Raw genomic sequence first — 26,293 nt, 5'->3', positions numbered from 1 at the left:
CTCAGGCTTCCTGCGCGCTCTGCAGCACCGCCCGCAACAACACGTCGGCACCGGCCGCCGCCCATTCCGGCGTAATCGCCTCGGCCTCGTTGTGGCTCAGCCCGTCGACGCACGGCACGAAGATCATTCCCGTCGGCGCGACACGCGCGACATAACATGCGTCATGGCCCGCACCGGACACGATATCCATGTGCGACAGCCCGAGCGCCCGGGCCGCGTCACGCACGGCGTCGATGCAGCGCGGCGCGAACGGGATCGGCGGGTACTTGAAGATCTGCTCGATCTGCGCGCCGAGGCCGGACGCTTCCGCCACACGCGCGAGTTCCACACGCAGCGCCGCGTCCAGTTCGTCGAGCACCGCATCGTCGGGGTGACGGAATTCGACCGTGAAGAAGCAGCCGCCCGGCACCGTGTTGCGCGAATTCGGCCGCGCGTCGATCATCCCGACCGTCGCGCGCGCGTACGGCGCGTAACGACGGCCGAGCACGTCGATGAACGAGATCATCCGCGCGGTGCCGACCAGCGCATCGCGACGGAATTCCATCGGCGTCGTGCCCGCATGCGCATCGACACCGGTGAGCGTCACCTCGTACCAGCGCTGCCCCTGTCCGGCCGTCACGACGCCGATCGTCTTGCCGGCCCGTTCGAGAATCGCGCCCTGTTCGATATGCAGTTCGTACGCCGCGTGCACCGGATAACCGCCGACGGGCTCCGCACCTGCGTAGCCGATCCGCGCCAGTTCCTCGCCGATCGTCCTGCCCGCGCTATCTGTGCGCGACAGCCCGTATTCGAGCGTATAAACGCCCGAGAACACGCCGGCCGAGATCATCGCCGGCGCGAAACGCGAACCTTCCTCGTTGGTCCAGATCACCACGTCGATCGGGCGTTCGGTCTCGATGCCCGCGTCGTTCAGCGCGCGCACGACCTCGAGCCCGCCGAGCACGCCGTAGATGCCATCGTAGCGGCCGCCCGTCGGCTGCGAATCGGCATGCGAGCCCGTCAGCACCGGCGCGGCGGCGGGATTGCGGCCCGCGCGGCGCGCGAACACGTTGCCCATCCGGTCCACGCGCACCGTGCAACCGGCGTCGCGCGCCCACAGCACGAACAGGTCGCGCGACTCGCGATCGAGATCGGTCAGCGCGAGACGGCAGACGCCCCCCTTCGGCGTCGCGCCGATCTGCGCCATCCGGTCGAGCGACGCCCACAGGCGGTCGCTGTCGACGCGCGGCGCACTCACGTTGTCGTCACGCATCGCCGTTCTCCGGCGCGCTCTGCAGTGCGTAGCGGAAATCGCAGCGCTTGCCGCCCTGCATGATCGTGCTGGTGCGCGTAAGCGCGATGCCCGGTGCATAACCCTGGATGAAATAGCTGTCGCGCGCGCAGCTCAGCAGGTGGCCGATCTCGCCAAGCCCCATCGCGTGATACATCTCCGCATAGCTGCAGCGATGCACGTCGTAGTCGTAGTGCGCGTCATCCGCGCGTCGCACCTCGACGTCGAGCGCATCGTCCTTCTCCCACAGCACCTGCAGCGCGATGAACGACTTCACGCTCGTGCCGTCCGGCTCCTGCGCGGCGAACGTGCGGCCCGCGTCGACGGCCGCGCCGCGCACGGCTTCCGCGATCACGGCCTGCGCGCGCTCGGCGCCGAACTCGCGCTTCATGATCTCGTAGATCGGCTTGATGATTTCCGCTTCGATGCGGCGCCGCGCGAGGATCCCGAGGCGCGAGTCCTCGGGTGCGGCGGCGGATGTCCGGGTGGGTTCGGTCATGGGGATCGTCCGTGTCGTTTATTGGGTCGCGGTGCGCGTGCCGCCGAGCACGTCGACGACGGTCCACTTGCCGCCGCGCACCTGGTAGATCGTGAAGGCCGGGGCCTTCAGGTTGCCTTCGCCGTCGAACGCGATCCGCCCCGTCACGCCGGGCCGGTCGATCGCGCGGACCGCCGCGACCAGCTTCGCCGGCTGCGTCGTGCCGGCCTTCTGCGCGGCCGCGATCAGCGTGGCCGCCGCGTCGTACGCGAACGGCGCGTGCAGTTCGATCGGTGCGCGGAAACGCGCCTGGTATTGCGTGTCGAACGCCTTGCCGCCCGGCATCCGCTCGAGCGGCAGGCCCGGTTCGAGCGCCGTGACGCCGTCGCCGTCCTTGCCCGCGAGCGACAGGAAGGTCTGGCTCACGAAGCCGCCCGCGCCGAGCAGCGGCGCGTTCACGCCGAGCTGGCGCATCCGGCGCGCGATCGGCGCGGCCTGCGCATCGAGGCCGCCGAAGAACACGAGATCCGCGCGCTTGCCCTTGATCGCGGTCAGCACGCCGCTGAAGTCGGTCGTCTTGTCGTTCACGTACTGGCGATCGACGATCGCGCCGCCGTTCGCCTGCACGCCCTTGACGAACTGGTCGGCCAGCCCCGCACCGAACGACGTGCGATCGTCGATCACCGCGATGCGCTTCGCCTTCAGCGTCTTCACCGCATACGCGCCGGTGAAGTTGCCGCCCGCATCGTCGTGACCCATGATGCGGAACGCCGTTGCGTAGCCCTGCTGCGTGTATTGATGGCCGGTGGACGCCGGTGCGATCTGCGGAATGCCCGCATCGCGGTAGACGCGCGACGCCGGCACGCTGCAGCCCGTGTTCCAGTGACCGACGACGCCGATCACGTGCTGGTCGACGAGCTGCTGCGCGACCGCGACGGCCGTGCGCGGATCGGACTGGTCGTCGGCCGCGACGAGCTTGTAGACGACCGGCTTGCCGCCGATGGTCGGATGCTTGGCATTCGCGTCGTCGATCGCGAGTTGCGCGCCGTTCTGCAGGTCCTTGCCGATACGCGCGGACGGGCCGGTGAGCGGCGCGGCGAGGCCGATCAGGATCGGCTGCGGCGCGGACTGCGCGAACGCGGGAACGGAGGCGACCAGGGCGGCCGCCGAGAAAACGAGGCTGGCGTGAAGGAAAGGGATTTTCATGTGCGGGGATCGGTGAATCGGATCAAAACATGAAAAATATTAAATATTCCGCATCCGCACCCCAAATACTCAATTGTTGGATGCTTATTCCGTTCTCGACACATTAACCCAACACACTGTAAACACAAGATATTTTTATGTTGTCGCTTACCCCGACTTTTCGATAAAATTCGATACATGAAAAATATCGAACAATTGCCGCACGATCCGCCGTTGCGCGCGGTGCGTGCGTTCGAAGCGTTTGCGCGTCTCGGGTCGGTCACCGCGGCGGCGGGCGAGCTCGACATCACGCCGTCGGCGGTCAGCCATCAGCTGCAACTGCTCGAAGCGTTCATCCAGACGCCGCTGACGGTGCGCGAGGGCCGGCTGCTCGCGCTCACCGACGAAGGACGCGACTACTACCGCTCGATCAGCGCCGCGTTCTCGGTGCTGCGCAGCGCGACGCGCTTCGTGCGCGACCGGTCGTCGCTGCGGCAGATCACCGTCAGCCTGATCCCGCTGCTCGGCATCGGCTGGTTCATTCCGCGGTTGCATGCGTTCCTGGCCGACAACACGGATGTCGACGTGACCGTGCTGTACGCGCATCACCGCAACTACCGAAGCGATGCGTCGGACCTGTCGATCCGCTTCGGCACCGGCGACTGGCCCGGCTACCGCTGCGAGCGGCTGCTGCCGGGCGCGATGGTGCCGATGTGCAGCCCGTCGTTCCTGAAGCGCCACGGGCCGTTCCGCACGCCGGCCGATCTCGCGCATGCGCCGCTCGTGCACGACGAGGATCGCAGCACGTGGGTCAACTGGCTGCAGGGCGCCGGCGTGCGGCATGTGTCGCACGCGGTGGGGCCGATGTTCGAAGATGGCCAGTTGACGCTGAGCGCGGCACGCGCGGATCTCGGCGCCGCGCTGCTGCGCGCGCCGCTGGTCGAGCGCGAACTGGCGAACGTCGAGCTCGTGAAGCTGTTCGATCACGCGCTCGACGACGGGCGCGATTACTACCTGTGCACGCGCGAGGACGCGGACATGCCGGACGGGGCACGGCGGCTGGCGGAATGGTTGAGGAAGATGGCGGGGATATGAGCGGAGCACGCCGCCGCTGCGCCGCCGGTCGGCTGATCCGGAACGCAACACGCGTATCGGGCTTGCCGCGACCTTGCACTGGCGCGGCCGGATCGTCATGATGGGCGTTTCACGTGACGGAAGTCGAAATGCGCAGAATTCCGGTCGATCTGTCGGATGACCAGCTTGCCGCGTTAGCCACCATCGCGGCGATCAAGGACAGCTCCCGAGCCGAGATCATTCGCGACGCAATCGATGCCTATATCGCGCAGCACGCAAGGACATATGCCGACGACGTGTTTGGTCTATGGAAGGGCCGTCCGGTCGTCAGTCAAGAGAGCTTGCGAACCGAGTGGTAAAGCAGCGCGCCGACAGTCAGATCGGCGATCTGCGGGCCCGGACTCGATCCGCCATCGCACGGTGTCGTTTGATGCCTTCCCGCCCGCATCGTCGCGGCAAACGAGCCCTTCACCCCGAAGGACACATTCCCTCACGTTCTCACCGAACGGGCGCCCGACTCGCGACCGCCCGCCCGCACGCAGTGCGTCAAACGTCCCTCCCCGCCCACCCCGCCCAATCAAGGGCCGGAAGCAGATAGAAATTCCCGATGCCCTGGATTGAAACAAGCAATTTCCCTAAATCAGGGTGAACCCGGATACTGGCAACACTCCACTCACCACTGACGCAAAGGAAACCACCAGATGCCGATCATCAACACCCAAATCAAGCCGTTCAAGGCAACCGCATACCACAACGGCGATTTCGTGTCCGTGTCGGAAGAGAACCTCAAGGGCAAGTGGTCCGTCGTCGTGTTCTACCCGGCCGACTTCACGTTCGTCTGCCCGACCGAGCTGGGCGACCTCGCCGACCGTTACGCGGAATTCCAGAAGCTGGGTGTCGAAATCTACGGCGTGTCGACCGACACGCACTTCACGCACAAGGCATGGCACGACACGTCGGACACGATCGGCAAGATCAAGTACCCGATGATCGGCGACCCGACGCTCACGCTGTCGCGCAACTTCGACGTGCTGATCGAGGAAGAAGGGATGGCACTGCGCGGCACGTTCGTGATCAACCCGGAAGGCGAGATCAAGCTGTGCGAAATCCACGACAACGGCATCGGCCGCGACGCAGGCGAACTGCTGCGCAAGGTGCAGGCTGCGCAATACATCGCGGCGCACCCGGGTGAAGTGTGCCCGGCCAAGTGGACGCCGGGTGCGGAAACGCTGACCCCGTCGCTCGACCTGATCGGCAAGATCTGACGATCGCTCCGCGCGCCTCGCACGAGGCGCGCGACGTCTGGCCGCCGCCGCTCGCGGCCAGCCCCTGCTCCGGCACGACGTGCCCGACCATAATCATTAATACGGAATCCGAAACGCCATGCTCGACGCCAATCTCAAGAACCAACTGAAAGCGTACCTCGAAAAGATCACGCGCCCGATCGAACTCGTCGCCTCGCTCGACGACAGCGCGAAATCGCAGGAACTGCTGGCGCTGCTGAACGAGATTGCGTCGCTGACGGATCGCGTGACCGTGACCGAACGCCGCGACGACGCCGAGCGCAAGCCGTCGTTCTCGATCGGCGAGCCCGGCAAGCCGGCCGGCATCCGCTTCGCCGGCATTCCGATGGGCCATGAATTCACGTCGCTCGTGCTCGCGCTGCTGCAGACGGGCGGCCACCCGATCAAGCTCGACGACGACGTGATCGAACAGATCCGCGCGCTCGACGGCGACTACGCATTCGAAACGTATTTCTCGCTGTCGTGCCAGAACTGCCCGGAAGTCGTGCAGGCGCTGAACGTGATGTCGCTGATCAACCCGCGCATCCGCCACGTCGCGATCGACGGCGCGCTGTTCCAGAATGAAGTCGAGTCGCGCCAGATCATGGCCGTGCCGACGATGTTCCTGAACGGCGCATCGTTCGGCCAGGGCCGCAGCAGCGTGAAGGAAATCCTCGCGAAGCTCGATACGGGTGCGAGCGCCCGTGCCGCGAAGTCGCTCGAGAACAAGCCGGTGTTCGATACGCTGATCGTCGGCGGCGGCCCGGCAGGCGCGGCCGCGGCAATCTACTCGGCGCGCAAGGGCATCGCGACGGGCGTTGTCGCCGAGCGTTTCGGCGGCCAGGTGCTCGACACGATGGCGATCGAGAACTTCGTGTCGGTGCAGGAAACCGAAGGGCCGAAGTTCGCGACCGCGCTCGAGCAGCACGTGAAGCAGTACGACGTCGACATCATGGACGTGCAGCGCGCCGACGCGCTGATCCCGGGCGACGTGCACCAGATCCGCCTCGCGAACGGCGCGGTGCTGAAGGCGAAGACGATCATCCTCGCAACCGGCGCGCGCTGGCGTGAAATCAACGTGCCGGGCGAGCGCGAATACCGCAATCGCGGTGTCGCGTACTGCCCGCATTGCGACGGCCCGCTGTTCAAGGGCAAGCGCGTCGCGGTGGTCGGCGGCGGCAACTCGGGCGTCGAGGCCGCGATCGACCTCGCCGGCATCGTGAAGGCAGTCACGCTGATCGAATACGGCGCGCAACTGCGTGCGGACGAAGTGCTGCAGCGCAAGCTGCGCAGCCTGCCGAACGTGACGATCGTCACGCAGGCGCAGACGATCGAGCTGACCGGCGACGGCAGCAAGCTGAACGGGCTCGTCTACAAGGACCTGCGCTCGGGCGAAACTCAGCGCATCGATCTCGAAGGCGTGTTCGTGCAGATCGGCCTCGTGCCGAACACCGAATGGCTGAAAGGCACGGTCGAACTGTCGAAGCACGGCGAGATCGTCGTCGATGCGCGCGGCGCGACGTCGGTGCCCGGCGTGTTCGCGGCTGGCGACGTGACGACGGTGCCGTTCAAGCAGATCGTGATCGCGGTGGGTGAAGGCGCGAAGGCATCGCTCGGCGCGTTCGACCACCTGATCCGGCAGGACGTGACGCCGGCAGCAGCGGTTCAGCCGCAGGCCGAAGAAGCGGTCGCCGCGTAACGCACAACAGTTTGTCTCTCTTGGCCCCGCATGCCTTGGTCGGCGTGCGGGGTCCTTTTTTTGTGTCGACGCTTGGAGGCGCAGAAAAATAGCGAATTGTCCTTAACTGACGAGTCGCATCCCGGCAACCTTGGCCGCTTTCGCGTCAAACGTCATCGTGTATTGGCATTGCGCCTCATGGCACGTCCGTTCGATCAGACAATCGGAGAAATCCGCGGACGAGCCGGAATACACGCGCAATGCCTTCCAGACCGTTTCCGCGGCTTCGACGACCAGTTCCTTTGTCCGCAATAGCGCCTCGATCACCTGCGAGATCTCGTCGCGGTCCGAACCGTAGGCCCGCGCAAGCACCCAAACAACCTCGACCAACGCAACCTGCGTGATATAGCCGGGGTGCTCGGCAGTCAGCGATTCGACCAGCCGGGTCGCCTTCTTCGATTACGCCTGGTCATCCTGCACGAGATAGCTCACAAGCACATTCGTGTCGAGACCGATCGTCGCACCGGCGCTACCGCTCCGCGATCGCGGCATTCATGTCCTCGATCGACACGGGTCTTGCCGGCTTGCGAATGATGCCTTTGAGAGCGGTAATCGAACTCGTGGCGTGAACGACTTCGTACCGCCCGGTCTGTGCGTTGAGAATGAACTCGATTCGATCCCCGGTCGCAAGACCCAGGCGGGTTCTCACGTCCACGGGTATGGTGACCCGCCTCTTCGATGTCACGGTTGCCGATGCAATTGCGCCTCCGATTCAGATTTCCTTACGTTAAGGCAAGGAATCGGAGGCCGCAAGAACGCGTGCCTCCGCCGGACAGATCGAACCACCCGCGACTGCCCTGCAACGGGCGCATCAGTCAAATGCCGGATACCCGATCATCTGCGCGCAAAATTCACGCTCGAATCGCGCGGCTTACTTGGTGGCAGACGGATCGCCATTCGCCGAAGGCGACGCCTTGAAACTGCTCGACTGCCTGACCAGTTGCTCGGTCATCGCGGCGGCAACCGGATTCGCGCCGGACGACGAACCACCCTGCCGAGTCGAACCGGAACCCGCCGGCATCGATGACATCGGCGGCGGCGGCAACGACGGATCGAGCTTCGCCGACTCCCTCACGAGCGCGGCCGTCTCCGCCGTTTCGGATTTCGTTGCTGAAGGTGCTGCGGCTGCATGGCGTTCGAGGCCGTCGCGCTTGCGCGGTGCGCGTTGCGTGACCTGCGATGGCGCGGCCGGCTGTGCAGGCTGTGCAGGCTGTGCCGGTTGTGCAGCCGGCGGGGTCGAATCCTGCGCATCGACCGTCACGACGTTGACCTTCGGCGGCGGTGCGCTCGGCTTCGTCACCGGCTGTGCTTTCTCGCTGACAACCGGAACGGCGGGGACAGATGCAGGTGCGGCGCTGACGCGCGGGGGTGCTGCCGGCGCCGGTGCCGGTGTGGGTGGCGGCGGAACAGCTGCCTGTTTCTGCGCCGGTACGGATGGTGGCGGCGGAACAGCCACCTGTTTCTGCGCCGTATCGGCGTGGGCTGCCGTCGCGGCAGCCGGTACCGGCGGCGCGATAGCGCCCTGCACCGCGTGATCGTTGTTCACGGGCGCCGTGGCAACCGGCGCGGACGAATCGCCAATGCCGGCGTCTTCGATCGCACGATGGTCCGCGCGCAGGAGCATTACGTATGCAGTGCCGGCTGCGGCTACCAGGAGCCCTCCGGCGATCATCAAGGTCTTGCGGGTACTCGTCATGCTTGTTCACCGATCATGTCGACGTGAACAAGCCATCATACGCGGCGATCGGCCGTTGATCCCGCATGAATACATTTGGTTGCATTGATGCCGGCGGCGCGATCGTCAGACGTATCGCGCCGCCGTTCCGGCACGATCAATGCACGGCGCTTACTCCGGAAACGGCAGATCGGTTTGCCCGTCCGCGCGCATGCCGAACGTGTTCAGCGTCATCGCGACGAGCGCGTAATAGCCGAGCAGCGCAACGAGATTCACGACGGTTTCGTGGCCGAAGCGCGCTTGTGCACGCGCGAACGTTGCATCGCTGACGCGCCGCGTGTCGTACAGCTCGCTCGCGAACGCATGGATCAACGCATCGTCGTCCGACTCGAATGCAGGTTCGGCGCCGCGCCGGATCGCGTCGGCGGTCGCGGCCGGTACACCCGCGTCGAGCGCGATCGGATGGTGGATGTGCCACTCGGCCTGCGAGCGCCAGCGCGCGGCCGTCACGAGAATCGCGAGCTCCGACAGCCGCAGCGGCAGGCCCGTGCGATAGCGGCAGAACGCGCCGAGCTTCTGCGCGTGCTGAGCAAGCTCGGGGCTTGCGATCCAGCCGAGAAACGGGCCGTTCAAATTGCCGCGCGGGCCGCTGAGAATATCGGCCAGCACGGCCTTCTGGGCGTCGGTGGCCGATGCGGGATCGAACGGTGGCAGTCTGTCTGTCATGGTGATTCCCATAAGGGTTCGGTGCATCGATGCCGTCACGCGCCGGCCGCGGCGAGCGCCGCGCCGATCGCGCCCGACAGCCGCTCGACGATCGTATCGATCTGCTGCGCGGTGCAAACGAAAGGCGGTGCGATCAGGATGTGATCGCCGTGGACACCATCGATCGTCCCGCCCATCGGATACACCATCAGGCCGCGCTGCATCGCTTCGCGCTTGACTGCCGCGTGCAGCTTCAGCGCGGGATCGAACGTCGCCTTGCTGTCGCGATCGCGCACGAGCTCGACGCCGACGAACAGCCCGCGGCCGCGCACGTCGCCGATATGCGGATGCGCGCCGTAGTGCTCGCGCAACGACGCGCGCAACTGCTCGCCGCGCGCCTTCACGTTGTCGAGCAGCTTCTCTTCGGCGATCACGCGCTGCACTTCGAGCGCGGCTGCGCATGCGGTCGCGTGGCCGAGGTACGTATGGCCGTGCTGGAAGAAGCCCGACCCGTCGACGATCGTCCTGTAGATGCGGTCGCTGACGAGCGTCGCGCCGATCGGCTGGTAGCCCGCGCCGAGCCCTTTCGCGATCGTCAGCAGGTCGGGCGCGACGCCGTCTTCATCGCACGCGTACAGGTAGCCCGTGCGCCCCATCCCCGACATGATCTCGTCGAGAATCAGCAGTACACCGTACTTGTCGCACACCGAGCGAATCTTCTTCAGGTACGTGCGCACCGGCGGCACCGCGCCGGCCGTCGCGCCCACCACCGTTTCCGCGACGAACGCCGCGACGTTTTCCGCACCGAGTTCGACGATCTTCCGTTCGAGCTCGTCCGCCAGGCGCTGCGCATACGCTTCGTCGGTTTCTCCCGCCTGCTGGTCGCGATACGCATAACACGGGCTCACGTGATGCGCTTCGATCAGCAGCGGCAGGAACGGCTCGCGCCGCCAAGCGTTGCCGCCGATCGCGAGCGCGCCGAGCGTGTTGCCGTGATAGCTCTGGCGCCGTGCGATGAAATGGCGGCGCTGCGGCTCGCCCTTCTCGACGAAATACTGGCGCGCGAGCTTCAGCGCGGCCTCGATCGCCTCGGAGCCGCCCGACACGAAATACACGTGTTCGAGGCCGGCCGGCGCGGCTGCGACGAGCCGGTCGGCCAGTTCCTCGGCCACGTCGGTCGTGAAGAACGACGTATGCGCGTACGGCAGTTGCTGCGCCTGCCGCTTGATCGCGTCGATCACGCGCTGGTTGCTGTGGCCGAGACACGAGACGGCCGCGCCGCCGCATGCGTCGAGATAGCGTTTGCCGGTCGAGTCGATGATCTCGATGCCGTCGCCTGCGACGGCGACGGGCAAGGTGGTGCGCGGAGCGCGATGGAAAACGGTCGTCATGCGTTGCCTCATGGATCAGGACGCGTCGTGCGCGTGCCCGGACGGCACGATGCGCGTCGCGAAGCGCTGCGTGCCGTGCTGGTGAATGGTGAAATCGATCGACGCCGCGCCGATCGCGAACACCGCGGTTGCGAGCGTGTTCTCGTCGTCGGGGTCGGCCGGGTCGTCGCGGTAGATCGGCAGCCCTTCCGGCGCGCGATCGCCGAGCACGCGCAGCAGCGCGGCTTCGTCGATCGCGTCGATGCCCGGCGTCAGCGCGTCGACGCGTCGCTGGCGATCGGCCGACGATTGCGTGACGATCTGCGCTTCTGCTTCGCAGCCGGGATGCACGAGATGGTTCGCATGGCCCGCGAGCCGCGCGACGTCGATCGCCGAACAGCGCGCGGCGCTCGCTTCGATGCTCAGCAGCCGTGCATCGCCGGTCGCGCCGAGCGTGTGATGAAAGCCGCTCGCGCGTGCATGCAGGCGCAGCACGTCGGCTGCCGCGTCGAGCGACGTCGCGTCGAGCACGGCGCGCGCGAGGATCATTCGCGGCACGCCCGGTGCCGGCGTGCGGATCCGCAGGTTGTTGATCGCCTGCGCGATGCCCGCGCGGTTCACGGCAAACGTATGGCCCGGCAGCGAACCGGGGTAGTAGAAACTGACGAAGCCCGGCTTGCCCTCCGGCTGCACGTCGACGAGCAGGCAGCGCTCGCGCAGGAACGGATCGCCGTCCTCGTTGTGCGCGATCCAGCGCGTGCCGTCCGCGCCGCGCGCGGCGAGCGTCGTGCAGCCGTCCGGCGCGTTGTGGATCAGTTCGCCGCGGCAATTCCACAAAAAGATGTCCTCGGCCGGCCAGCCGATGCCCGCCGCGATCCCGTCCAGTTCCGCGACGAGATCGGGGTACGCGGCCAGCGCCGCCTGCCGAAGCGCATCGACGAACGGATGGCCGCGCCAGCGGCGCACGGCCTGCCACGCGCTGCTCTGCTGCATGTACGCATCGAACACGGGACGGGCGAGCTCGCCGAGGCGCACGCCGATGTCGAACGGCGCGCCGGCGATGACGGGAGAAAGGGAAAGCGGCATGTCAAATGATTCGGTTTCGTTCAGGACACGTGTTTCAAGAATTCCTTCAGGCGCGGCGTCGGCGGCCGGTCGATCAAGTCGACCGGATGACCGTCCTCGGCGATGCCACCCTGATCCATGAACAGCAGGCGCGTGCCGACCCGCTTCGCGAAGCCGATCTCGTGCGTGACGACGATCATCGTCATCCCTTCGTTAGCCAGATCCTGCATCACTTTCAGCACTTCGTGGCGCAATTCCGGATCGAGCGCCGACGTCGGCTCGTCGAACAGCATCAGCCGCGGCCGGATCGCGAGCGCGCGCGCGATCGCGACACGCTGCTGCTGGCCGCCCGACAGCTCGGACGGGTAATGATTCGCGCGCGATTCGAGGCCGACCTTGTCGAGCAGCGCCATCGCCTGGTCGCGTGCTTCGGCGCGCGATGCACCGCGCACCTGGGTCGGCCCGAACATCACGTTCTCGAGCGCGGTCATTTGCGGAAACAGGTTGAACTGCTGGAACACCATGCCGGCTTCGAGCCGAATGTTGCGGATCGTCGTCGCATTGCCGCGCACGCTCTGGCCGTCGACGAGCAGTTCGCCGCCGGTGATTTTCTCGAGCGCATTGATACAGCGCAGCATCGTCGATTTGCCCGACCCCGACGGGCCGATCACGACGACCACCTCGCCCGCGTCGATCTTCAGGTCGATGTGCTTCAGCACCGGCACGTGGCCGAAGCTCTTCGACACGTTCTGGAATTCGATCATGCTCATAGGATCCTCATCCGCTTTTCAACGAGCCGCAGCGTCAGCGTCATTGCGCCGGTCAGCAACAGGTAGATGACAGCCACCGCGCTCCAGATCTCGACCGCCTGGAAATTGCCCGCGATGATTTCCTGCCCCTTGCGCGTCAGTTCGCCGACCCCGATCACGATGAACAGCGACGTGTCCTTCAGGCTCACGATGCACTGGTTGCCGAGCGGCGGAATCAGCCGCCGGAACGCCAGCGGCCCGACCACCTTCAGCAGCACGCGCGGCATCGACAAGCCCATCGCGAGCCCCGCTTCCGTCAGCCCCTTCGGGATCGACAGCAGCGCGCCGCGCACCACTTCCGCGAGATACGCGCCGGAATTCACCGTGATCGCAATGATCGCGGCCGTCAGGCCGTCGATGCGGATGTGCGCGAGCAACGGCAGCGCGAAATACAGGAACATCACCTGCACGACGATCGGCGTGCCGCGAATCAGTTCAATGTAGACCTGTGCGAGCACGTTCATCGCCTTCGGTCCGTATGCGCGGAACATGCCCGCGACCATCCCGACGATGAAACCGCCCACCAGCCCGAAAAATGCGATGAACACCGTCAACCGGACCCCGTCCATCAGGTCCGGCAACGCCGCCCAGATCGCCGACCAATCGAAATTCACTTGTCGCTCCCCATTCGATTCAAGACCGGCGCGGCCGCATGGCCGCGCGCTGTTGCGGCGTCACGCTCACATCTTCGGCGGCTCGGCGCCGAACCACTTCTTGTAGATCTGCGCGTAGCGGCCGTCGGCCTTGATCTTCACGAGCGACGCGTTGACCTGCGGCACGAGCGGGCTGCCCTTCGGGAAACCGATCCCGTACTTGTCGCCGCTGACCGGCTGGCCCGCGACCTTCACCTTGCCCTTGCCTTCGTTGTTCACGAAGAACAGCACGTTCGGCGTGTCGTGCATCGCCGCGTCGACGCGGCCGGCTTCAAGCGCGAGGTAGGCCTGGTCGATGTTCGGGAACTGGCGGATCTCCTTCGGCTTCAGGTGCGCCTTGATCCAGTCGATCGTCGCGGTGCCCGTCTTCGCGGCGATCACCTTGCCGTTCAGGTCGTCGATCGACTTGACCGTCGTGTTGCCGGTCTGCACCATCGCCGCGAGGCCGCTGTCGTAGTACGGCGCGGAGAAGTCGATCGCCTTCTTGCGCTCCTCCTTGATCGTCATCCCCGACAGCGCGACGTCGATGTTCTGCGTCTGCAGCGCCGGGATCAGGCCCGCGAAATCCATCGGCTGGATCGTGTATTTCCAGCCCTGGTCCTTCGCGATCTCCGCCCACAGGTCGAGATCGAAGCCGACGTACTTGTCGCCCTGCTTGAACTCGAACGGCATGAACGACGTATCGGTGCCGACGACGAGCGTCTTGGTATCCGCGTGTGCGAGGCTTGCGCCGAGCGCGGCAACGACCACGACGGCTTTCAGGAAGGAACGGCGACTCATGGTTTCTCTCCGCATGATTGAGCGATGTAGCCGGCCAGCCGGCCGGCGGAAACGACGACATCAAGCAGCACCGCAACATGCGATGTCGAATTAGACATTAGTGCAACATGTGTTGTCAATCGCGATACTACGACAACAAAAAAGTCCGCAAGGGGGAATTTCATCGAGACAAACCCGAGCCGCGCGGGCCGGATAGATCGGAGGAAACGGGCTGGGGGAGATGGCCGGGCGGCATGCGCGGGCCGGAGCGCGCCGCGCTGGCTGGCTGGCGGCTGGCGGCTGGCGGAAGGCGGAAGGCGGAAAGGCGGAAAGGCGGAAGCTTGAAGGGAGGATCGCGGCGGCTGGCGCGGGCCGGCACGACGAATGTCCCGTGCAACGCGTGCGGCAGGATGACGATGGCGCCATCGCCGCCACCCACGCATCGGTTTGCGCGGACGGCCGGCGATTCAACCAGGCGCCGTGTCGGGATGGCCGTGCGCGCCAGGCCGGCAACCGCCGACGCGGTTCAACGAACGTTGCGGGATTCGCGCGTCAATGCCGTCCGGCGACGCGCCGATGCAGCATCGGTCACGCCGCCACCCCGCTCGCCTGATGCGACACGAGCCGCGCATACGCGCCCTGCCGCGCCAGCAGTTCCGCATGGCGCCCGGCCTCGATGACGCTGCCCTGCTCGATCACGAGGATCAGGTCGGCATTGCGCACGGTCGACAGCCGGTGCGCAATGATGATCGACGTCCGTTGCGTCATCAGGTCTTCGAGCGCCGCACGGATCTGCTGCTCGCTGATCGTGTCCAGGTGGGACGTCGCCTCGTCGAGGATCAGCACCGGCGCATCCTTCAGGAACGCGCGTGCGATCGCGACGCGCTGGCGCTGGCCGCCCGACAGCTGCACGCCGCGCTCGCCGACGCGCGTCGCGAGCCCGTCCGGCAGCCGCGCGACGAATTCGCCGAGCGCCGCATGATCGATCGCACGCTGCACGTCCGCGTCGGACGCGTCGCTCGCGGCGAGCCGGATGTTCGCTTCGAGCGTGTCGTTGAACAGGTAGGTATCCTGCGCAACGAGCGCGATGTGCTGCCGCAGATCGTCGAGCCGAAGATCGCGCAAGTCGACGCCACCGAGCGTCACGCGGCCCTGCTGCGGATCCCAGAAGCGCAGCAGCAGGCTCGCGACCGTCGACTTGCCGGCGCCCGACGCGCCGACCAGCGCGACCGTGCTGCCGGGCGGCACCTCGAAGCTCACGCGGTCGATCGCGGGCACACCGCGCCCCGGATACGTGAAGCGTGTTTCCTCGAACCGCACCGCCGGGTTGCCGGGCATCGGCTGCGTGCCGTCCGTCACGGTCACGGGCTCCTTCTCGAGCGCGCGCAACCGGCGCGTCGACGCGATCGTGTCGGCAAGCTGGCGCGCGACCTGGCCGATCTCGGCAACCGGCATGAACGCGGCCACCGCGACCAGCACCAGCAGCGGCAACGACTCGCGCGGAAACCAGCCGCGCGCACACAGCAGCACACCGAGCGCCGCAACGGCCAGCCCGCCGAGCCCGCTCGCGATTTCCAGCGCGGCGCTTTGCGTCGACAGATCGTCGAGCAGCTTCGCGCGCTGCTTCCGGTACGCATCGACTTCGGCCACGAACGCTTCGCGCCGACGCGCGATCGCCTGGAACGCGGTCAGCTCCGCGAGCCCCTGGATCGTCTCGGTCAGGTGCGCGCCGAGCTGGCCGAGCGCTTCGCGCGCGCCAGTGCCGAGCCGGTCGACGTCGCGGCGGGCCAGCACGGGCGCCAGCCCGGCCCACAGCAGGAACGGCAGCAGCACGAGCGCGAGCGGCCACGCGACCGACGCGAGCAGCACCAGCACGCCGGCCGGCACGAGCACCGCGACGAACGCGGGCGCCAGCGTGTGCGCATAGAAATACTCGACCGTCTCCACGTCCTGCGTCGCGAGCGACACGAGATCGCCGGAGCGGCGGCGCAGCAGCCCGGCCGGCGCGAGGCGCTCGAGCGTCGCGAACAGCGCGATGCGCATTTCCGCGAGCAGCCGGTACGCCATGTCGTGCGCGAGCCACGATTCGAGCCAGTGCAGCACGGCCGCCACCGGCGCGATCACGAGCAGCGCCGCGACGAGCGCCGTGCTCGCGTGACCGGCCGACACGGCGCCCACCACCAGCGCGCCGATCACGCCGACGCCGATGAACGCGAGCACGCGGCCGATCCCGAACAGCACGGTCAGCGCGACCTTGCCCTTCCACGGCCGCACGAAGCGCAGCAGCGTCCGCAACGTTTCCGGCCAGCCGATCGTCGCCGCGTCGTCGTTCAGCGGCCTGACCTGCGGGCCCGACGACGCGCGTGCGGTGGCCCCGGCCGTCGTCGCCGCGCCGACCGATTCCGCGACCGCTTCCAGTTGCGGCCCCATCAGCCGGCGATACGGGCCGTCGCGCGCGATCAGCGCCGCGTGCGTCCCTTCGTCGACCACCTGCCCCTGGTCGAGCACGAGGATGCGGTCGGCACCGATCACGCTGGACAACCGGTGCGCGAGCACGAGTGTCGTCCGCCCGCGCGTGAGCCGGTCGAGCGCCTGCTGGATCAACGCTTCGTTCTCCGCGTCGACCGACGAAAGCGCTTCGTCGAGCAGCAGGATCGGCGCATCGCGCAGCAGCGCGCGGGCAATCGCGATGCGCTGGCGCTGGCCGCCCGACAGCATGAGCCCGCGTTCGCCGATGTGCGTCGCGTAACCGTCGGGCAGCGCCGAGATGAAATCGTGCGCGTTGGCGGCGCGCGCGGCCGCGATCATGTCCGCGTCGCTCGCGTCGGGGCGGCCGAGCCGCAGGTTGTCGGCGACGCTGCCGTCGAACAGCGTCGCATCCTGCGCGACGACCGCGATCATCTCGCGCACCTGGCCGGCGTCGAGCGCGCGCACGTCGTGGCCGCCGATGCGGATCGCGCCGCCCTGCGCGTCGTGCTGGCGCAGCAGCAGGCGCACGATGGTCGACTTGCCCGCGCCGCTCGGGCCGACGATCGCCACCGTCTCGCCTTCGCGAACCGAGAAGCTCAGCGCCGCGTGCGCATCCGCACGACGCCCCGGATACGCAAAGCTGACGCCGTCGAACGCGATCTCCGGCCGCAGGCTCGTCACGCGCGGCGCGGCGGCGGCCGGCGCGTGGCTGCCCGCGTCGAGCAGCGCGTGGATCGCATTCGCCGCCGACTGGCCGATCATCCCCTGGTGCAGCACCGCGCGCAGGTCGCGCAGCGGCCGGAAGATCTCGCTGCCGGCCATCAGCACGATCAGCAGCGCCTCGAGGCTCATGTCGCCGTGCCGCACGCGCCACGCGCCGACCGCGATCGCCGCGGCCGCGCCGAGGCCGGTGCCGAGATCGGTGAAGAGCCGCGTCAGCAGGCCGAGCGCGAGCACCCAGAACGTGCTGTCCGACAGCGCGCGCGCCTTCGCGGCCAGCTTCGCGCCGAACGCGGTGCTCTGCCCGAACGCCTTCAGCGTCGGCAGGCCCTGCACCGCGTCGAGAAACTCCTCGCCGAATGCCTTGAAGGCGGCCGAGCGGGCGAGCGCCGCGCGCCGGTCGGCACGATGCACGAGCTGCGGCAGCGCGAGCGTGACGAGTGCAGCAACCAGCAGGATCGCGGCCGTCGGCACGTCCCACCACGCGAGCACCGCGAAGATCATCACCGGTGCGCACGCGGCGATCACGAGTTGCGGCAGGTAGACGCCGAAGAAGGTCTGCAGTTGCCCGACGCCGTCGACGACGGCCAGCATCACGCCGCCGGTGCGTTCGCCGCTGAACCATGCGGGGCCGAGCGCCGCGATCCGGTCGAACAGCCGCGCGCGCAACGTGGCCTGCACGCAGCCCGCCGTATGCTGCGCGAGCACCGTGCGACGATGGTCGAGCCACGCGCGCAGCAGCACGCAGGCCGCCGTTGCAACGACGGCTTCGGCGATGCTGCGCACGGGCGCGCCGGAAAAGACCAGCGCCAGCACGCGGCCGAGGAACACGAAACGGAGGATGCCGACACCCATCGCGAGCAGCCCGAGCGCGACGGCCGCGGCCACCCGCCCGCGTAGTCCCGCCATCATTGCCCATAGTCGTCGGTCGAAATACATGAAGCCCTCCAGTCGGTGTTTTGGTGCGGTTTTTCTTGACCGGATCGAGGCTACCCGCGCGGCCCGCGCGCGGCAAAAGATGATTTCTCAACGGGTGTTGAGTCAACTACAATACCCCGCATGTCGCACCTTCCTCCCCTTAGCGCACTGCGTGCTTTCGAGGCGGCTGTCCGCCTCGGCGGGTTCGCGCGCGCGGCGGCCGAGCTGAACGTATCGACGAGCGCGGTCAGCCATCAGATTCGCGCGCTCGAGGAATCGCTCGGCGCGCGGCTGCTCGAACGCAGCACGGGGCTCGGCGGCATCGGCCTCACGCCGCCAGGCGCGCGCCTGCTGCCGGCCGTCAGCGACGCGCTGTCGCGCCTGACCGACGCCTGCGCCGAGATTCGCGGCACCGCGCAACGGCTCACCGTTTCCGCCAACGCGCCGTTTTCGTCAATGTGGCTCGCGCGCCGTCTCGCGGAATTCTCGTCGCTTCATCCCGAAACGCCCGTGCATGCCGTCGTGCTCGAAGACGAACCCGATTTCGCGCGCAGCGGCATCGACCTGGCGATCGTGCACGTGCCTGCGCACCGGCTGCGGGCCGACGACGACGTGCTGATGCGGGAAACGGTGTTCCCGGTGTGCAGCCCCGAATTGCATCCGTATGCGTCCGTGAACGTGTGCCGCTCGCGGCTGCTGCAGGAGATGCACGAAAACAGCCCCGAGATCGACTGGCGCAACTGGGCATCGGAGTTCGGCTTGCCGGACGATTTCGAAACGAAGATCGTCCGTTACAGCAGTTTCAGCCAGGTGATCGGCGCGGCGGTGGGCGGTGCGGGCATCGCGCTCGGACGCGTGCCGCTCATCGAGCCCGAACTGCGCAGCGGGCGGCTCGTGCCGCTGAGGCCGAGCCTCGAGCGCGACGCGTCGTGGCGCTTCGTGCTGCGCCGCCATCCGTCGACGCGGCACCGGCTGCTCGATCCGTTGATCGCGTTCCTGCGCCGCGAAGCGGATGCGCCGCCGTTCGTTGCCAAGATCGTTGCGCCCGCATCCAACGACAGTCACGCGCGGGGCGCGGGCGGCGCGTAGGGCCGGTTCCCGCCAATCACGGGCTTGCGCTGGCCCCACGAATGATTTTTCCAAACAGGGGAACCTGCGTTGCCGGCCCGTTACGGCGCGGCAAAGAACAGCGCGACGACGCACACCATCCCGGCGAACCACACGAGCGAACGCAGCGACGCCCAGTTCAGCAGGTACATCAGCATATAGACGACGCGGGTCGCGACGAAACCCATCGCGAGCTGGTCGACGTGGTGCGCATTCGCGCCGTTGTGCCACGCGACGACCAATGCGGCCGTGAACAGCGCAAGCGCTTCCCACGCGTTCTGGTGCGCGGCCTGCGCCCGTGCGCGCCAGCCTTCGAGTTTCGCCAGGTACTCGCGCGGCGTACGGTTGTCGTAGCCCTTGCGGGCCTTGGCCAGGAACGTCAGCGGGAACGGCAACAGCGCCACGATGAACAGACACAGCTGGGACGTCGTCATCAAAGTCTCCTCCTTTATGATTACATTATTCAATGACAAGATCGCCGAGAGCTTAGCATTGCGCGGCGCTATCGCGCACCGGTTTTCTAGACGGGAGACTCGGCTGCACGTGCCGCCGACGGCCGCGGCGAGCACGGGTCCGCCACCAAAAATTCCACCAAATCATCGACAAATACGTTAATTAAAACTGGTCGAACACCAATAAGATAGCGCTCGACACTGGCTTGGCGCGTTACCGCGCCAGCCTGCCGATCCGGGCGCGCCGCCGCGCGCCGAACGACATCCGACCCGAGCCATCACCATGCCCCGTCCCATCGTCGCCCATATCCGCCCCGACGCCGTCCGCCACAACCTCGACTTCATCCGTCGCACCGCCGCGTTATCGCGCGTGTGGGCCGTGATCAAGGCCAACGCATACGGCCACGGCATCGAGCGGATCTACCCGGGCCTCGCGGCCGCCGACGGCATCGCGCTGCTCGACCTCGACGAAGCCGTGCGCGTGCGCGAACTCGGCTGGGACAAGCCCGTGCTGCTGCTCGAAGGGATCTTCGAGCCGGCCGACGTCGAGCTGGCCGATCGCCACCGGCTGACCGTGGCCGTGCACTGCGACGAGCAGCTCGACCTGCTGATTGCCGCGAAGCCGCAACAGCCGATCGACATCCAGCTCAAGATGAATTCCGGGATGAACCGGCTCGGCTACCGGCCCGCCGCGTTCCGCGCCGCATGGGAACGCGCGGCGAGCGCACCGTCGATCGGCAAGATCACGCTGATGATGCATTTCGCGAACGCGGACGAAGGCGAGGTCGACTGGCAACTCGATCAGTTCGACGCGACCACGGCCGGGATTCCGGGCGAACGCTCGGTATCGAATTCGGCGGCGGTGCTGTGGCATCCGCGCGCGCACCGCGACTGGGTGCGGCCCGGCACGATCCTGTACGGCGCGTCGCCGACCGGTGCGTCGCGGCATATCGCCGACACGCCGCTGATGGCCGCGATGACGCTGACGAGCAGGATCATCGGCGTGCAGACGCTGTCGCCGGACGAAACCGTCGGCTACGGCCGCCGCTTCACGGCCGACCGGCCGATGCGGATCGGCGTCGTCGCGTGCGGCTACGCGGACGGCTATCCGCGCCACGCGCCGACCGGCACGCCGATCGCGGTGGACGGCGTGATGACCCGCGTCGTCGGCCGTGTGTCGATGGACATGCTGACCGTCGACCTGACGCCGTGCCCGAACGCCGGCATCGGGTCGAGCGTCGAGCTGTGGGGCGACCAGGTGAAGGTGGACGACGTCGCGGAAGCCAGCGGCACGATCGGCTACGAGCTGATGTGCGCACTCGCGCGCCGCGTGCCGGTCGTGATCGTGCCGCCGGGCGCGTCGACCGCACAGCCGGAGCCGGCGCTGCGGACCGGGAGCTACGGGCGCTGACCGACGTCGATGCTGCGGCGCGCCACCGCGCCGCCGCGCATGCCGCTTCACTTGCGGGCCGCCCTCGGCCGCCAGGCTTCAGCTGTCCAACTTCGTGGGGTCAGTTCACCGCGGGCGGCCCGTTTGCGTTCTGGCGGACAGGAAACCCGAGTTGACGAAAACGCGTTGGCTGCGGCCCTTCCGCCCCACTCAACGCTACCATCCGGCGTGTATTACGAACGCCACGTCGGCTTCCGCTTCTCGAGGAACGCGTCGATCCCTTCGCCCGCATCCTCTTCCATCATGTTGCGCGCCATCACGTCGCCCGCATACGCATAGGCTTCGTCGAGCGGCAACTCGCGCTGGCGGTAGAACATCTGCTTGCCGTAGCGCACCGCGGCCGGGCTCTTCGCGACGATCTCCGCGACCTTGCGCGCGACGGCCGCATCGAGCGCGTCCTCGGGCACGGCCTCGTTGACGAGCCCCCACGCGGCGGCTGTCGCCGCATCGACGAAGCGCCCGGATACCAGCATGTCGAACGCGCGCTTCGCCGTGACGTTGCGGCTCAGCGCGACGGCCGGCGTCGAACAGAACAGCCCGACGTTGATGCCCGATACCGCGAAACGCGCGGTATCCGCCGCGATCGCGAGATCGCACGCGGCGACGAGCTGGCAGCCCGCCGCGGTCGCGATGCCGTGCACGCGCGCGATCACCGGCACCGGCAACGCGCGCATCGCGAGCATCACGCGGCTGCACTGCGCGAACAGCGTGCGGTAGTAGTCGAGTTCCGGCTTGCCGCGCATCTGCCGCAGGTCGTGGCCCGCGCAGAACGCCTTGCCTTGCGCGGCCAGCACGACACAGCGCACGTGCGGATCGGCCGCCAGCGTTTCGAACGCGTCGTGCAGGCTCGCGAGCATTGCTTCGGACAACGCGTTGAACTGCTGCGGCCGGTTCAGCCGCAGCGTGACGACGCCGTCGCGCACCTCGCGCAACAGGATCGGCTCGGCAGTCTCTTGATCGGGTTCCATGATGTTCCGCTCGACGGGGTTCGGCAGGATTCGGTACGGCACGAACGGGCAGCGACGGCGCACGCCCGTTCGCGGCGTACCGATGAAATGGTCCTCCACATTCCGTGCGGCGTCCAGTCGCGCGGCGTCGGCGCTCAAGCGCGCGTGCGCCCGCTGCGCCACGCGCGCACGCCCGACCCAAGGTGCCCGATGCCGCCCAGGAAAAAGACGGCGCCCATGACGCCAAAGGTCACCACACCGCCCCAGATCGCGCCGAACGTATTCATCCGCGCGGTCATCGCGGGCGCCTCCGGCGCGTAGCGCACCTCGACCGTTGCGCCGTCCTGCACGCTGACGTCGCCGCCCTGCGGGTATTCGACCTGCTCGCCCGCGAGCGTCGTGAACGCGATCTCCGGATGATGCGGGCCCGCGTTCAGCCTGACGACGCGGCCCGGCACGACGACCGACGTCCGCAGGAACTCGTGCGTCGATTGCGCATACATGACGACGCCGATCAGCAGGCACGCGCCTGCCACGGTGAACACCACGCCCTTCGCGATCAGCGTCTGTGTGCGCTGCGCGGCCGCGCGGGCCGATTCGGGCGCCATCTCGCCAGCCCTACGGGCGTGACTGATAGAACGACACGTCGATCTTCGACGGCGTCTTGCAGCGGTACATCACGCCGCGCCCCGTTTCGTCGGTCACACCTTCGTACGGGCCGTTGCAGCCCGTGACCTTGTAAGCCGCGAACGGGATGCGCTGGCCGTCCGTCGGCCGTACCAGCACCGGAATACGCCCGGTCGGGCCGGCGCCGATCATGCGGACGAGCACCATGCGCGCCGCGTCGATCGGTGCGGCGGAGCGCACATACGCGGTGCGCCCCTTCTCGTCGGTCGTGCCTTCGACTTCGAGTTCCTTACTGTTCTGGGCCGCGCTCGTGTAAAGCGCAAATGCATAGCGCGTATTCGGCAGCGGCTGTTTCGTCGCGGGATCGTGGAGTACGAAATAGCAACCGTTGGCCCCTTTCCCGGCCGAGACCTGCCCGTCGGCTTGCGTGCGATTGCACGTGTATGACGAACCGCTGTCGGCGGCGGCCTGCTGCGCAGCCTGCGGCCCGGTGCTTGCGCATCCGCCCGTCAGCGCGGCCACCAGCGCCACGCACGCGCCGCGCGCAAGCGCTGCCCGATCGATTCTGATTTTCATTGGATTTTCCGTTCCTGATTGTTATGGATGCCGGGCGTGATGCGCATGACGCGCAGGCACGCCGCCCTCGGCATCCGGCAGGATACGGACATCGCGGTGCGCTGTAAATTGCGCACGCCATTTGCCGCTATCAGGCACTACCCGCCGCTCGCGACACGCGCGACCGTCTCCGCAGCCGGATGTCCGCGGCGTCGTGCCGTGGCGGCCGCACAACCCGAGGCGCAGCGTCGAACGCGGAACCGGAATCGGGCCCTCGCCAGCTCGAAGCGCGTCAGCCCGCGAGCTTCTTCAGCGCATCGAGCACCGCGTCGCCCTTGAACGGCTTCACGATCCAGCCCTTCACGCCGGCCGCCTTGCCGCGCTCCTTCATCGCCGGGCTGCTTTCGGTCGTCAGCATCACGACGTTGACCGCCGTGTTCGCCAGTTCGCCGCGGATCTTCTCGACCATCGTCAGGCCGTCCATGTTCGGCATGTTCACGTCGCTGATCACGAGGCGCACGCCGGGCGTCGCCTTGAGCTTCGCGAGCCCGTCCTTGCCGTCGACGGCCGTCGCGACGTCGAGCCCGTGATTGCGCAGGAAGCCCGCGACCTCGTCGCGCACCGTACCCGAATCGTCGACCACCAGAATCTTTGCCATGTCGTATTCCCCTTCCTTTATTTCGGACTTCAAATTTCAAAACAGTTCGAGTTCACCCGATTCGACCATCGGCCCCACGTCCTGCACCGATTCGCGGAAATCCTCCGGCGACCAGCTCAGGCTGAACACGAAACGCTGATCGAGACGGACGGAGCGCCCCGATTCGGGGTCGGTCATCCGGTACTTGAAACAGAGCTGCGGACAGTCGCCGCCGAACGAGATGAATTTCTGCTTGTGATTGACGACGAGCGGCACCTGCACCGGATGGCGCGCCAGCGCTTCGGCGTCGCCGAGATAGCGGTTCTTGAACGCACCCCATACGAGGTTGGTCAGCTCGCCGAGCACGCTGTTCACGTCGCGGAAATCCGGCGCGCGGCCGTCGTCGCGCGTGCCGCCGAGCATGTCGAGCAGCGGCTGCTCGCTCGTCTGCAGCAGCATGTAGCCGCGGCACCACGCGCTTTCGAGCGCAATCAGGCTGAACACTTCGCCGAAGATGATCTGGTCGCGAACGATGCACGGCGTGTCGTGCTCGATCGTCATGCCCGGAAACAGGCTGTCGATCCGCGCCTCGGTAATCTCCGAGATGCCGCGCACGAGCGCGTTCGGGTAGTCGCGGCCGAACAGGTATTCGTCGATCGCGCGCTTGAGCGGCGTCATGTCGTCCGCGACGTAGGCCGCGCATGCCACCCGCGCAAGCGCGTCGGGCAGCCCGTCGCGCGACGCCAGCGATTCGCGGCGCAGGATGATCGGCAGCTCGGGCCGCAGCGCATCGATCTGCGTCGCGATGATCGCGCTCTCGACCGGCGAGCCGCCGTAATCCTCGGCGAGCAGGATCGCGCCGAGATCGATGTTCGAGCGCAGCACCTTCAGCAGCCGGCTGCGCCGCACGGTCAGGCCGACCAGGTTGTGCTCGTCGCAGAAACGCTTGATCGCATCCGCGTGCGCGCGGCTGTCGTCGAGCACGAGCACCTTGCTGACGGGTTGGTCTTCGGTCATCTCAAGGGTTCCTGATGGTCGGTCAAAACAGTTCGAGTTCGCCGCCGGTGTCCACCATGGCCGTTTCCGGCACATGGAAATCGACCGGCGCATTCGCGCACACGCACAGCGTCGCGCCGACCCGCACGTCGCCGTCGAGCGTCAGGTCGTAGGCGGCCACGTGATCGGGTGCGAGCGCGGGCAGCCAGTCGATGCTCGCGCCGCTCAGCAGGCTAGGCGTCGACATCCCGAGATCCGGAAACGGCGCGGTCAGCGCCTGGTTGATCGCGCCGCAGCACAGGTTCGCGACTTCCATGAACGCTTCGGGCAGCGGCCGCTGGCCGCTCGCGCCCGTCGTCGCACCGGCGAAATGGCGGCGCGTCGCATCGTCGTCGCTGAAGCGCAGCGCGAGCAGCAGGCGGAAATGCAGCGCCGAGATCGTCAGCACCGCGACATGCTCGAGCACCTTCGGTTTCGATCGCGAGGTCGCACGAGCAGGATCGAGCGCATCGCCGGCCGACGGCCGGATGTCGCACGCGCCGCCGGACGCGAGCCGCGTGCGCGCCGCATCGAAAAAAATCCGCTCGAAGCCGGCTTTCGCCTGCGCGCTGATCACGCCGCCTCTCCTTCGATCCGCGCGTGCAGTTGCCCGGCGAGCGTCTCGACGGTCGCGAGCGCGGCCGTGATCATCTTGCCGCCGGCCTGGATGTCCTGGAACGTCGCGGCCGTCACGAGATCGTTGCGGTTCAGGCTGTCGCGATAACTGTTCGACAGTTGCTGCGAGCGCGCGGCCAGCCCGCGCACCTCGCTCGCGACGATCGAGAAGCCGCGCCCGGCCGTGCCCGCACGTGCCGCCTCGATCGACGCGTTCAGCGACACGATCGACACATGCGCGACGATCGCCGACAGTTCCTGGTTCTTCGAGCGCATGTCCTGGTTCTGCGTGGTCAGCGAGATCATCTGCTCGTGCCAGCGCTCGAACGTGCCGGCGAGCCCGCGCAGGCGCGCGGCTTCGTCGGCGATCTTCATCGCATGCTGCGCGAGTGCGGCGCGGTCGGCCGACAGCGCTTGCAGCGCGTCGCGCTGCGTGCCGGCCGCGGACGCCTCGCGCGCCAGCGCTTCCCCGAGCTGCGCGTCGCGTTGCGCCCATGCGTCGGCGGCTTCGGCATGTGCCGACGCCGCTTCTGTCGCCCTCGCGTCGGCCGCGTCGAGCGCGCTGCGCAACGCATGCGCGTCGCGTTCCATCGCCGCGACGAGCCGCTTGCGCGTCACGCGAAACACGACCGCCGCCGCCACCGCGACGCCGAAGCCGCCCGCCAGCGCGGCGGCAATCTGGATCATCCATGCGTGC

At 67.5% G+C, this 26,293-nt stretch carries 26 protein-coding genes and 1 pseudogene; 6 read left to right on the top strand and 21 right to left on the bottom strand.

Features of this window, described 5'->3' with window-relative positions:
- Window position 1: 1 nt before the first annotated feature.
- From R9B84_RS25215 to R9B84_RS25205, 3 genes are read right to left on the bottom strand one after another with little or no spacing between them, the layout of a single operon-like run.
- The gene (locus R9B84_RS25215) at window positions 2–1,252 is read right to left on the bottom strand and encodes a Zn-dependent hydrolase (protein ID WP_423762745.1); all 1,251 of its coding nucleotides are present in this window, start codon (window positions 1,250–1,252) and stop codon (window positions 2–4) included.
- Window positions 1,245–1,769, bottom strand: a complete 525-nt coding sequence (locus R9B84_RS25210; protein ID WP_423762744.1) for an L-2-amino-thiazoline-4-carboxylic acid hydrolase — start codon at window positions 1,767–1,769, stop codon at window positions 1,245–1,247. The genes R9B84_RS25215 and R9B84_RS25210 overlap by 8 nt, the downstream gene beginning before the upstream one ends.
- 18 nt (window positions 1,770–1,787) lie before the next feature.
- Window positions 1,788–2,954 carry a branched-chain amino acid ABC transporter substrate-binding protein gene (locus R9B84_RS25205; RefSeq protein WP_423762743.1) on the bottom strand — a complete coding sequence of 389 codons (1,167 nt, stop codon included), beginning with the start codon at window positions 2,952–2,954 and terminating at the stop codon, window positions 1,788–1,790.
- Window positions 2,955–3,131: 177 nt separating this feature from the next.
- Here R9B84_RS25205 and R9B84_RS25200 point away from each other — a divergent pair, with 177 nt between their 5' ends.
- The 4 genes from R9B84_RS25200 to ahpF all read left to right on the top strand — a co-directional run bounded on the left by R9B84_RS25200 (window position 3,132) and on the right by ahpF (window position 6,989).
- Window positions 3,132–4,028, top strand: a complete 897-nt coding sequence (locus tag R9B84_RS25200) for a LysR substrate-binding domain-containing protein (RefSeq protein WP_423762742.1) — start codon at window positions 3,132–3,134, stop codon at window positions 4,026–4,028.
- A gap of 113 nt (window positions 4,029–4,141) precedes the next feature.
- Window positions 4,142–4,366, top strand: coding sequence for a ribbon-helix-helix protein, CopG family (locus tag R9B84_RS25195; RefSeq protein ID WP_423762741.1), 225 nt, complete (start codon window positions 4,142–4,144; stop codon window positions 4,364–4,366).
- A gap of 342 nt (window positions 4,367–4,708) precedes the next feature.
- Window positions 4,709–5,272: an alkyl hydroperoxide reductase subunit C gene (ahpC, locus tag R9B84_RS25190; RefSeq protein ID WP_152863664.1), complete on the top strand. Its 564-nt coding sequence runs from the start codon at window positions 4,709–4,711 to the stop codon at window positions 5,270–5,272.
- Between the two features lie 118 nt (window positions 5,273–5,390).
- The gene (gene ahpF, locus R9B84_RS25185; protein ID WP_423762740.1) at window positions 5,391–6,989 is read left to right on the top strand and encodes an alkyl hydroperoxide reductase subunit F; all 1,599 of its coding nucleotides are present in this window, start codon (window positions 5,391–5,393) and stop codon (window positions 6,987–6,989) included.
- Between the two features lie 102 nt (window positions 6,990–7,091).
- Here the strand turns inward: ahpF and R9B84_RS25180 are convergent.
- From R9B84_RS25180 to R9B84_RS25135, 10 genes and pseudogenes are all read right to left on the bottom strand, one after another.
- Window positions 7,092–7,520, bottom strand: a pseudogene (locus R9B84_RS25180) (PIN domain-containing protein).
- Window positions 7,498–7,728 carry an AbrB/MazE/SpoVT family DNA-binding domain-containing protein gene (locus R9B84_RS25175; protein WP_423763576.1) on the bottom strand — a complete coding sequence of 77 codons (231 nt, stop codon included), beginning with the start codon at window positions 7,726–7,728 and terminating at the stop codon, window positions 7,498–7,500. The pseudogene R9B84_RS25180 and the gene R9B84_RS25175 overlap by 23 nt, the downstream one beginning before the upstream one ends.
- Window positions 7,729–7,899: 171 nt before the next feature.
- Window positions 7,900–8,724, bottom strand: coding sequence for an extensin (locus R9B84_RS25170; RefSeq protein WP_423762739.1), 825 nt, complete (start codon window positions 8,722–8,724; stop codon window positions 7,900–7,902).
- Window positions 8,725–8,874: 150 nt separating this feature from the next.
- Window positions 8,875–9,429 (bottom strand): carboxymuconolactone decarboxylase family protein, encoded by a 555-nt coding sequence (locus R9B84_RS25165; protein ID WP_174381002.1) that lies wholly within the window; start codon window positions 9,427–9,429, stop codon window positions 8,875–8,877.
- A gap of 35 nt (window positions 9,430–9,464) precedes the next feature.
- On the bottom strand, window positions 9,465–10,799 hold the full coding sequence (locus tag R9B84_RS25160; protein WP_423762738.1) for an aspartate aminotransferase family protein: 1,335 nt from the start codon (window positions 10,797–10,799) through the stop codon (window positions 9,465–9,467).
- A 15-nt stretch (window positions 10,800–10,814) separates the two neighbouring features.
- Entirely contained in the window at window positions 10,815–11,864 is a 1,050-nt protein-coding gene (locus R9B84_RS25155; protein ID WP_423762737.1) for a C45 family autoproteolytic acyltransferase/hydolase, read from the bottom strand.
- Window positions 11,865–11,884: 20 nt separating this feature from the next.
- Window positions 11,885–12,613 carry a glutamine ABC transporter ATP-binding protein GlnQ gene (glnQ, locus tag R9B84_RS25150; RefSeq protein WP_172902988.1) on the bottom strand — a complete coding sequence of 243 codons (729 nt, stop codon included), beginning with the start codon at window positions 12,611–12,613 and terminating at the stop codon, window positions 11,885–11,887.
- The gene (gene glnP / locus R9B84_RS25145) at window positions 12,610–13,266 is read right to left on the bottom strand and encodes a glutamine ABC transporter permease GlnP (RefSeq protein ID WP_089427778.1); all 657 of its coding nucleotides are present in this window, start codon (window positions 13,264–13,266) and stop codon (window positions 12,610–12,612) included. The genes glnQ and glnP overlap by 4 nt, the downstream gene beginning before the upstream one ends.
- 66 nt (window positions 13,267–13,332) lie before the next feature.
- On the bottom strand, window positions 13,333–14,085 hold the full coding sequence (glnH, locus tag R9B84_RS25140) for a glutamine ABC transporter substrate-binding protein GlnH (protein WP_423762736.1): 753 nt from the start codon (window positions 14,083–14,085) through the stop codon (window positions 13,333–13,335).
- Between the two features lie 567 nt (window positions 14,086–14,652).
- Window positions 14,653–18,192 (bottom strand): ATP-binding cassette domain-containing protein, encoded by a 3,540-nt coding sequence (locus R9B84_RS25135; RefSeq protein WP_423762735.1) that lies wholly within the window; start codon window positions 18,190–18,192, stop codon window positions 14,653–14,655.
- Between the two features lie 120 nt (window positions 18,193–18,312).
- Here R9B84_RS25135 and R9B84_RS25130 point away from each other — a divergent pair, with 120 nt between their 5' ends.
- Window positions 18,313–19,260, top strand: a complete 948-nt coding sequence (locus R9B84_RS25130) for a LysR family transcriptional regulator (RefSeq protein ID WP_423762734.1) — start codon at window positions 18,313–18,315, stop codon at window positions 19,258–19,260.
- An 80-nt stretch (window positions 19,261–19,340) separates the two neighbouring features.
- On the opposite strand, the gene R9B84_RS25125 is transcribed toward R9B84_RS25130, so the two are convergent.
- Entirely contained in the window at window positions 19,341–19,712 is a 372-nt protein-coding gene (locus R9B84_RS25125) for an MAPEG family protein (protein WP_423762733.1), read from the bottom strand.
- Between the two features lie 301 nt (window positions 19,713–20,013).
- On the opposite strand from R9B84_RS25125, the gene alr reads away from it, so the two are divergent.
- Window positions 20,014–21,141 (top strand): alanine racemase, encoded by a 1,128-nt coding sequence (gene alr / locus R9B84_RS25120; protein ID WP_423762732.1) that lies wholly within the window; start codon window positions 20,014–20,016, stop codon window positions 21,139–21,141.
- A gap of 212 nt (window positions 21,142–21,353) precedes the next feature.
- On the opposite strand, the gene R9B84_RS25115 is transcribed toward alr, so the two are convergent.
- The 7 genes from R9B84_RS25115 to R9B84_RS25085 all read right to left on the bottom strand — a co-directional run bounded on the left by R9B84_RS25115 (window position 21,354) and on the right by R9B84_RS25085 (window position 26,283).
- Window positions 21,354–22,148 (bottom strand): enoyl-CoA hydratase, encoded by a 795-nt coding sequence (locus tag R9B84_RS25115; RefSeq protein ID WP_423762731.1) that lies wholly within the window; start codon window positions 22,146–22,148, stop codon window positions 21,354–21,356.
- A 134-nt stretch (window positions 22,149–22,282) separates the two neighbouring features.
- The gene (locus R9B84_RS25110; protein ID WP_423762730.1) at window positions 22,283–22,735 is read right to left on the bottom strand and encodes a DUF3592 domain-containing protein; all 453 of its coding nucleotides are present in this window, start codon (window positions 22,733–22,735) and stop codon (window positions 22,283–22,285) included.
- Window positions 22,736–22,745: 10 nt separating this feature from the next.
- Window positions 22,746–23,330: a hypothetical protein gene (locus R9B84_RS25105; protein WP_423762729.1), complete on the bottom strand. Its 585-nt coding sequence runs from the start codon at window positions 23,328–23,330 to the stop codon at window positions 22,746–22,748.
- A gap of 271 nt (window positions 23,331–23,601) precedes the next feature.
- Window positions 23,602–23,967 carry a response regulator gene (locus R9B84_RS25100; RefSeq protein WP_006486240.1) on the bottom strand — a complete coding sequence of 122 codons (366 nt, stop codon included), beginning with the start codon at window positions 23,965–23,967 and terminating at the stop codon, window positions 23,602–23,604.
- 36 nt (window positions 23,968–24,003) lie between these two features.
- Window positions 24,004–24,963: a chemotaxis protein CheX gene (locus tag R9B84_RS25095; protein WP_423762728.1), complete on the bottom strand. Its 960-nt coding sequence runs from the start codon at window positions 24,961–24,963 to the stop codon at window positions 24,004–24,006.
- Window positions 24,964–24,985: 22 nt separating this feature from the next.
- Entirely contained in the window at window positions 24,986–25,558 is a 573-nt protein-coding gene (locus R9B84_RS25090; protein ID WP_423762727.1) for a hypothetical protein, read from the bottom strand.
- Complete coding sequence (locus tag R9B84_RS25085) at window positions 25,555–26,283, bottom strand: methyl-accepting chemotaxis protein (RefSeq protein WP_423763575.1); 729 nt, start codon at window positions 26,281–26,283, stop codon at window positions 25,555–25,557. Before R9B84_RS25085 ends, R9B84_RS25090 begins: the two co-directional genes overlap by 4 nt.
- Window positions 26,284–26,293: the final 10 nt, after the last annotated feature.

It is taken from the genome of Burkholderia sp. NLJ2 (assembly GCF_049487195.1).
Taxonomy (GTDB): domain Bacteria; phylum Pseudomonadota; class Gammaproteobacteria; order Burkholderiales; family Burkholderiaceae; genus Burkholderia; species Burkholderia pyrrocinia.
This window is presented reverse-complemented; position numbering and strand designations above follow the sequence as displayed.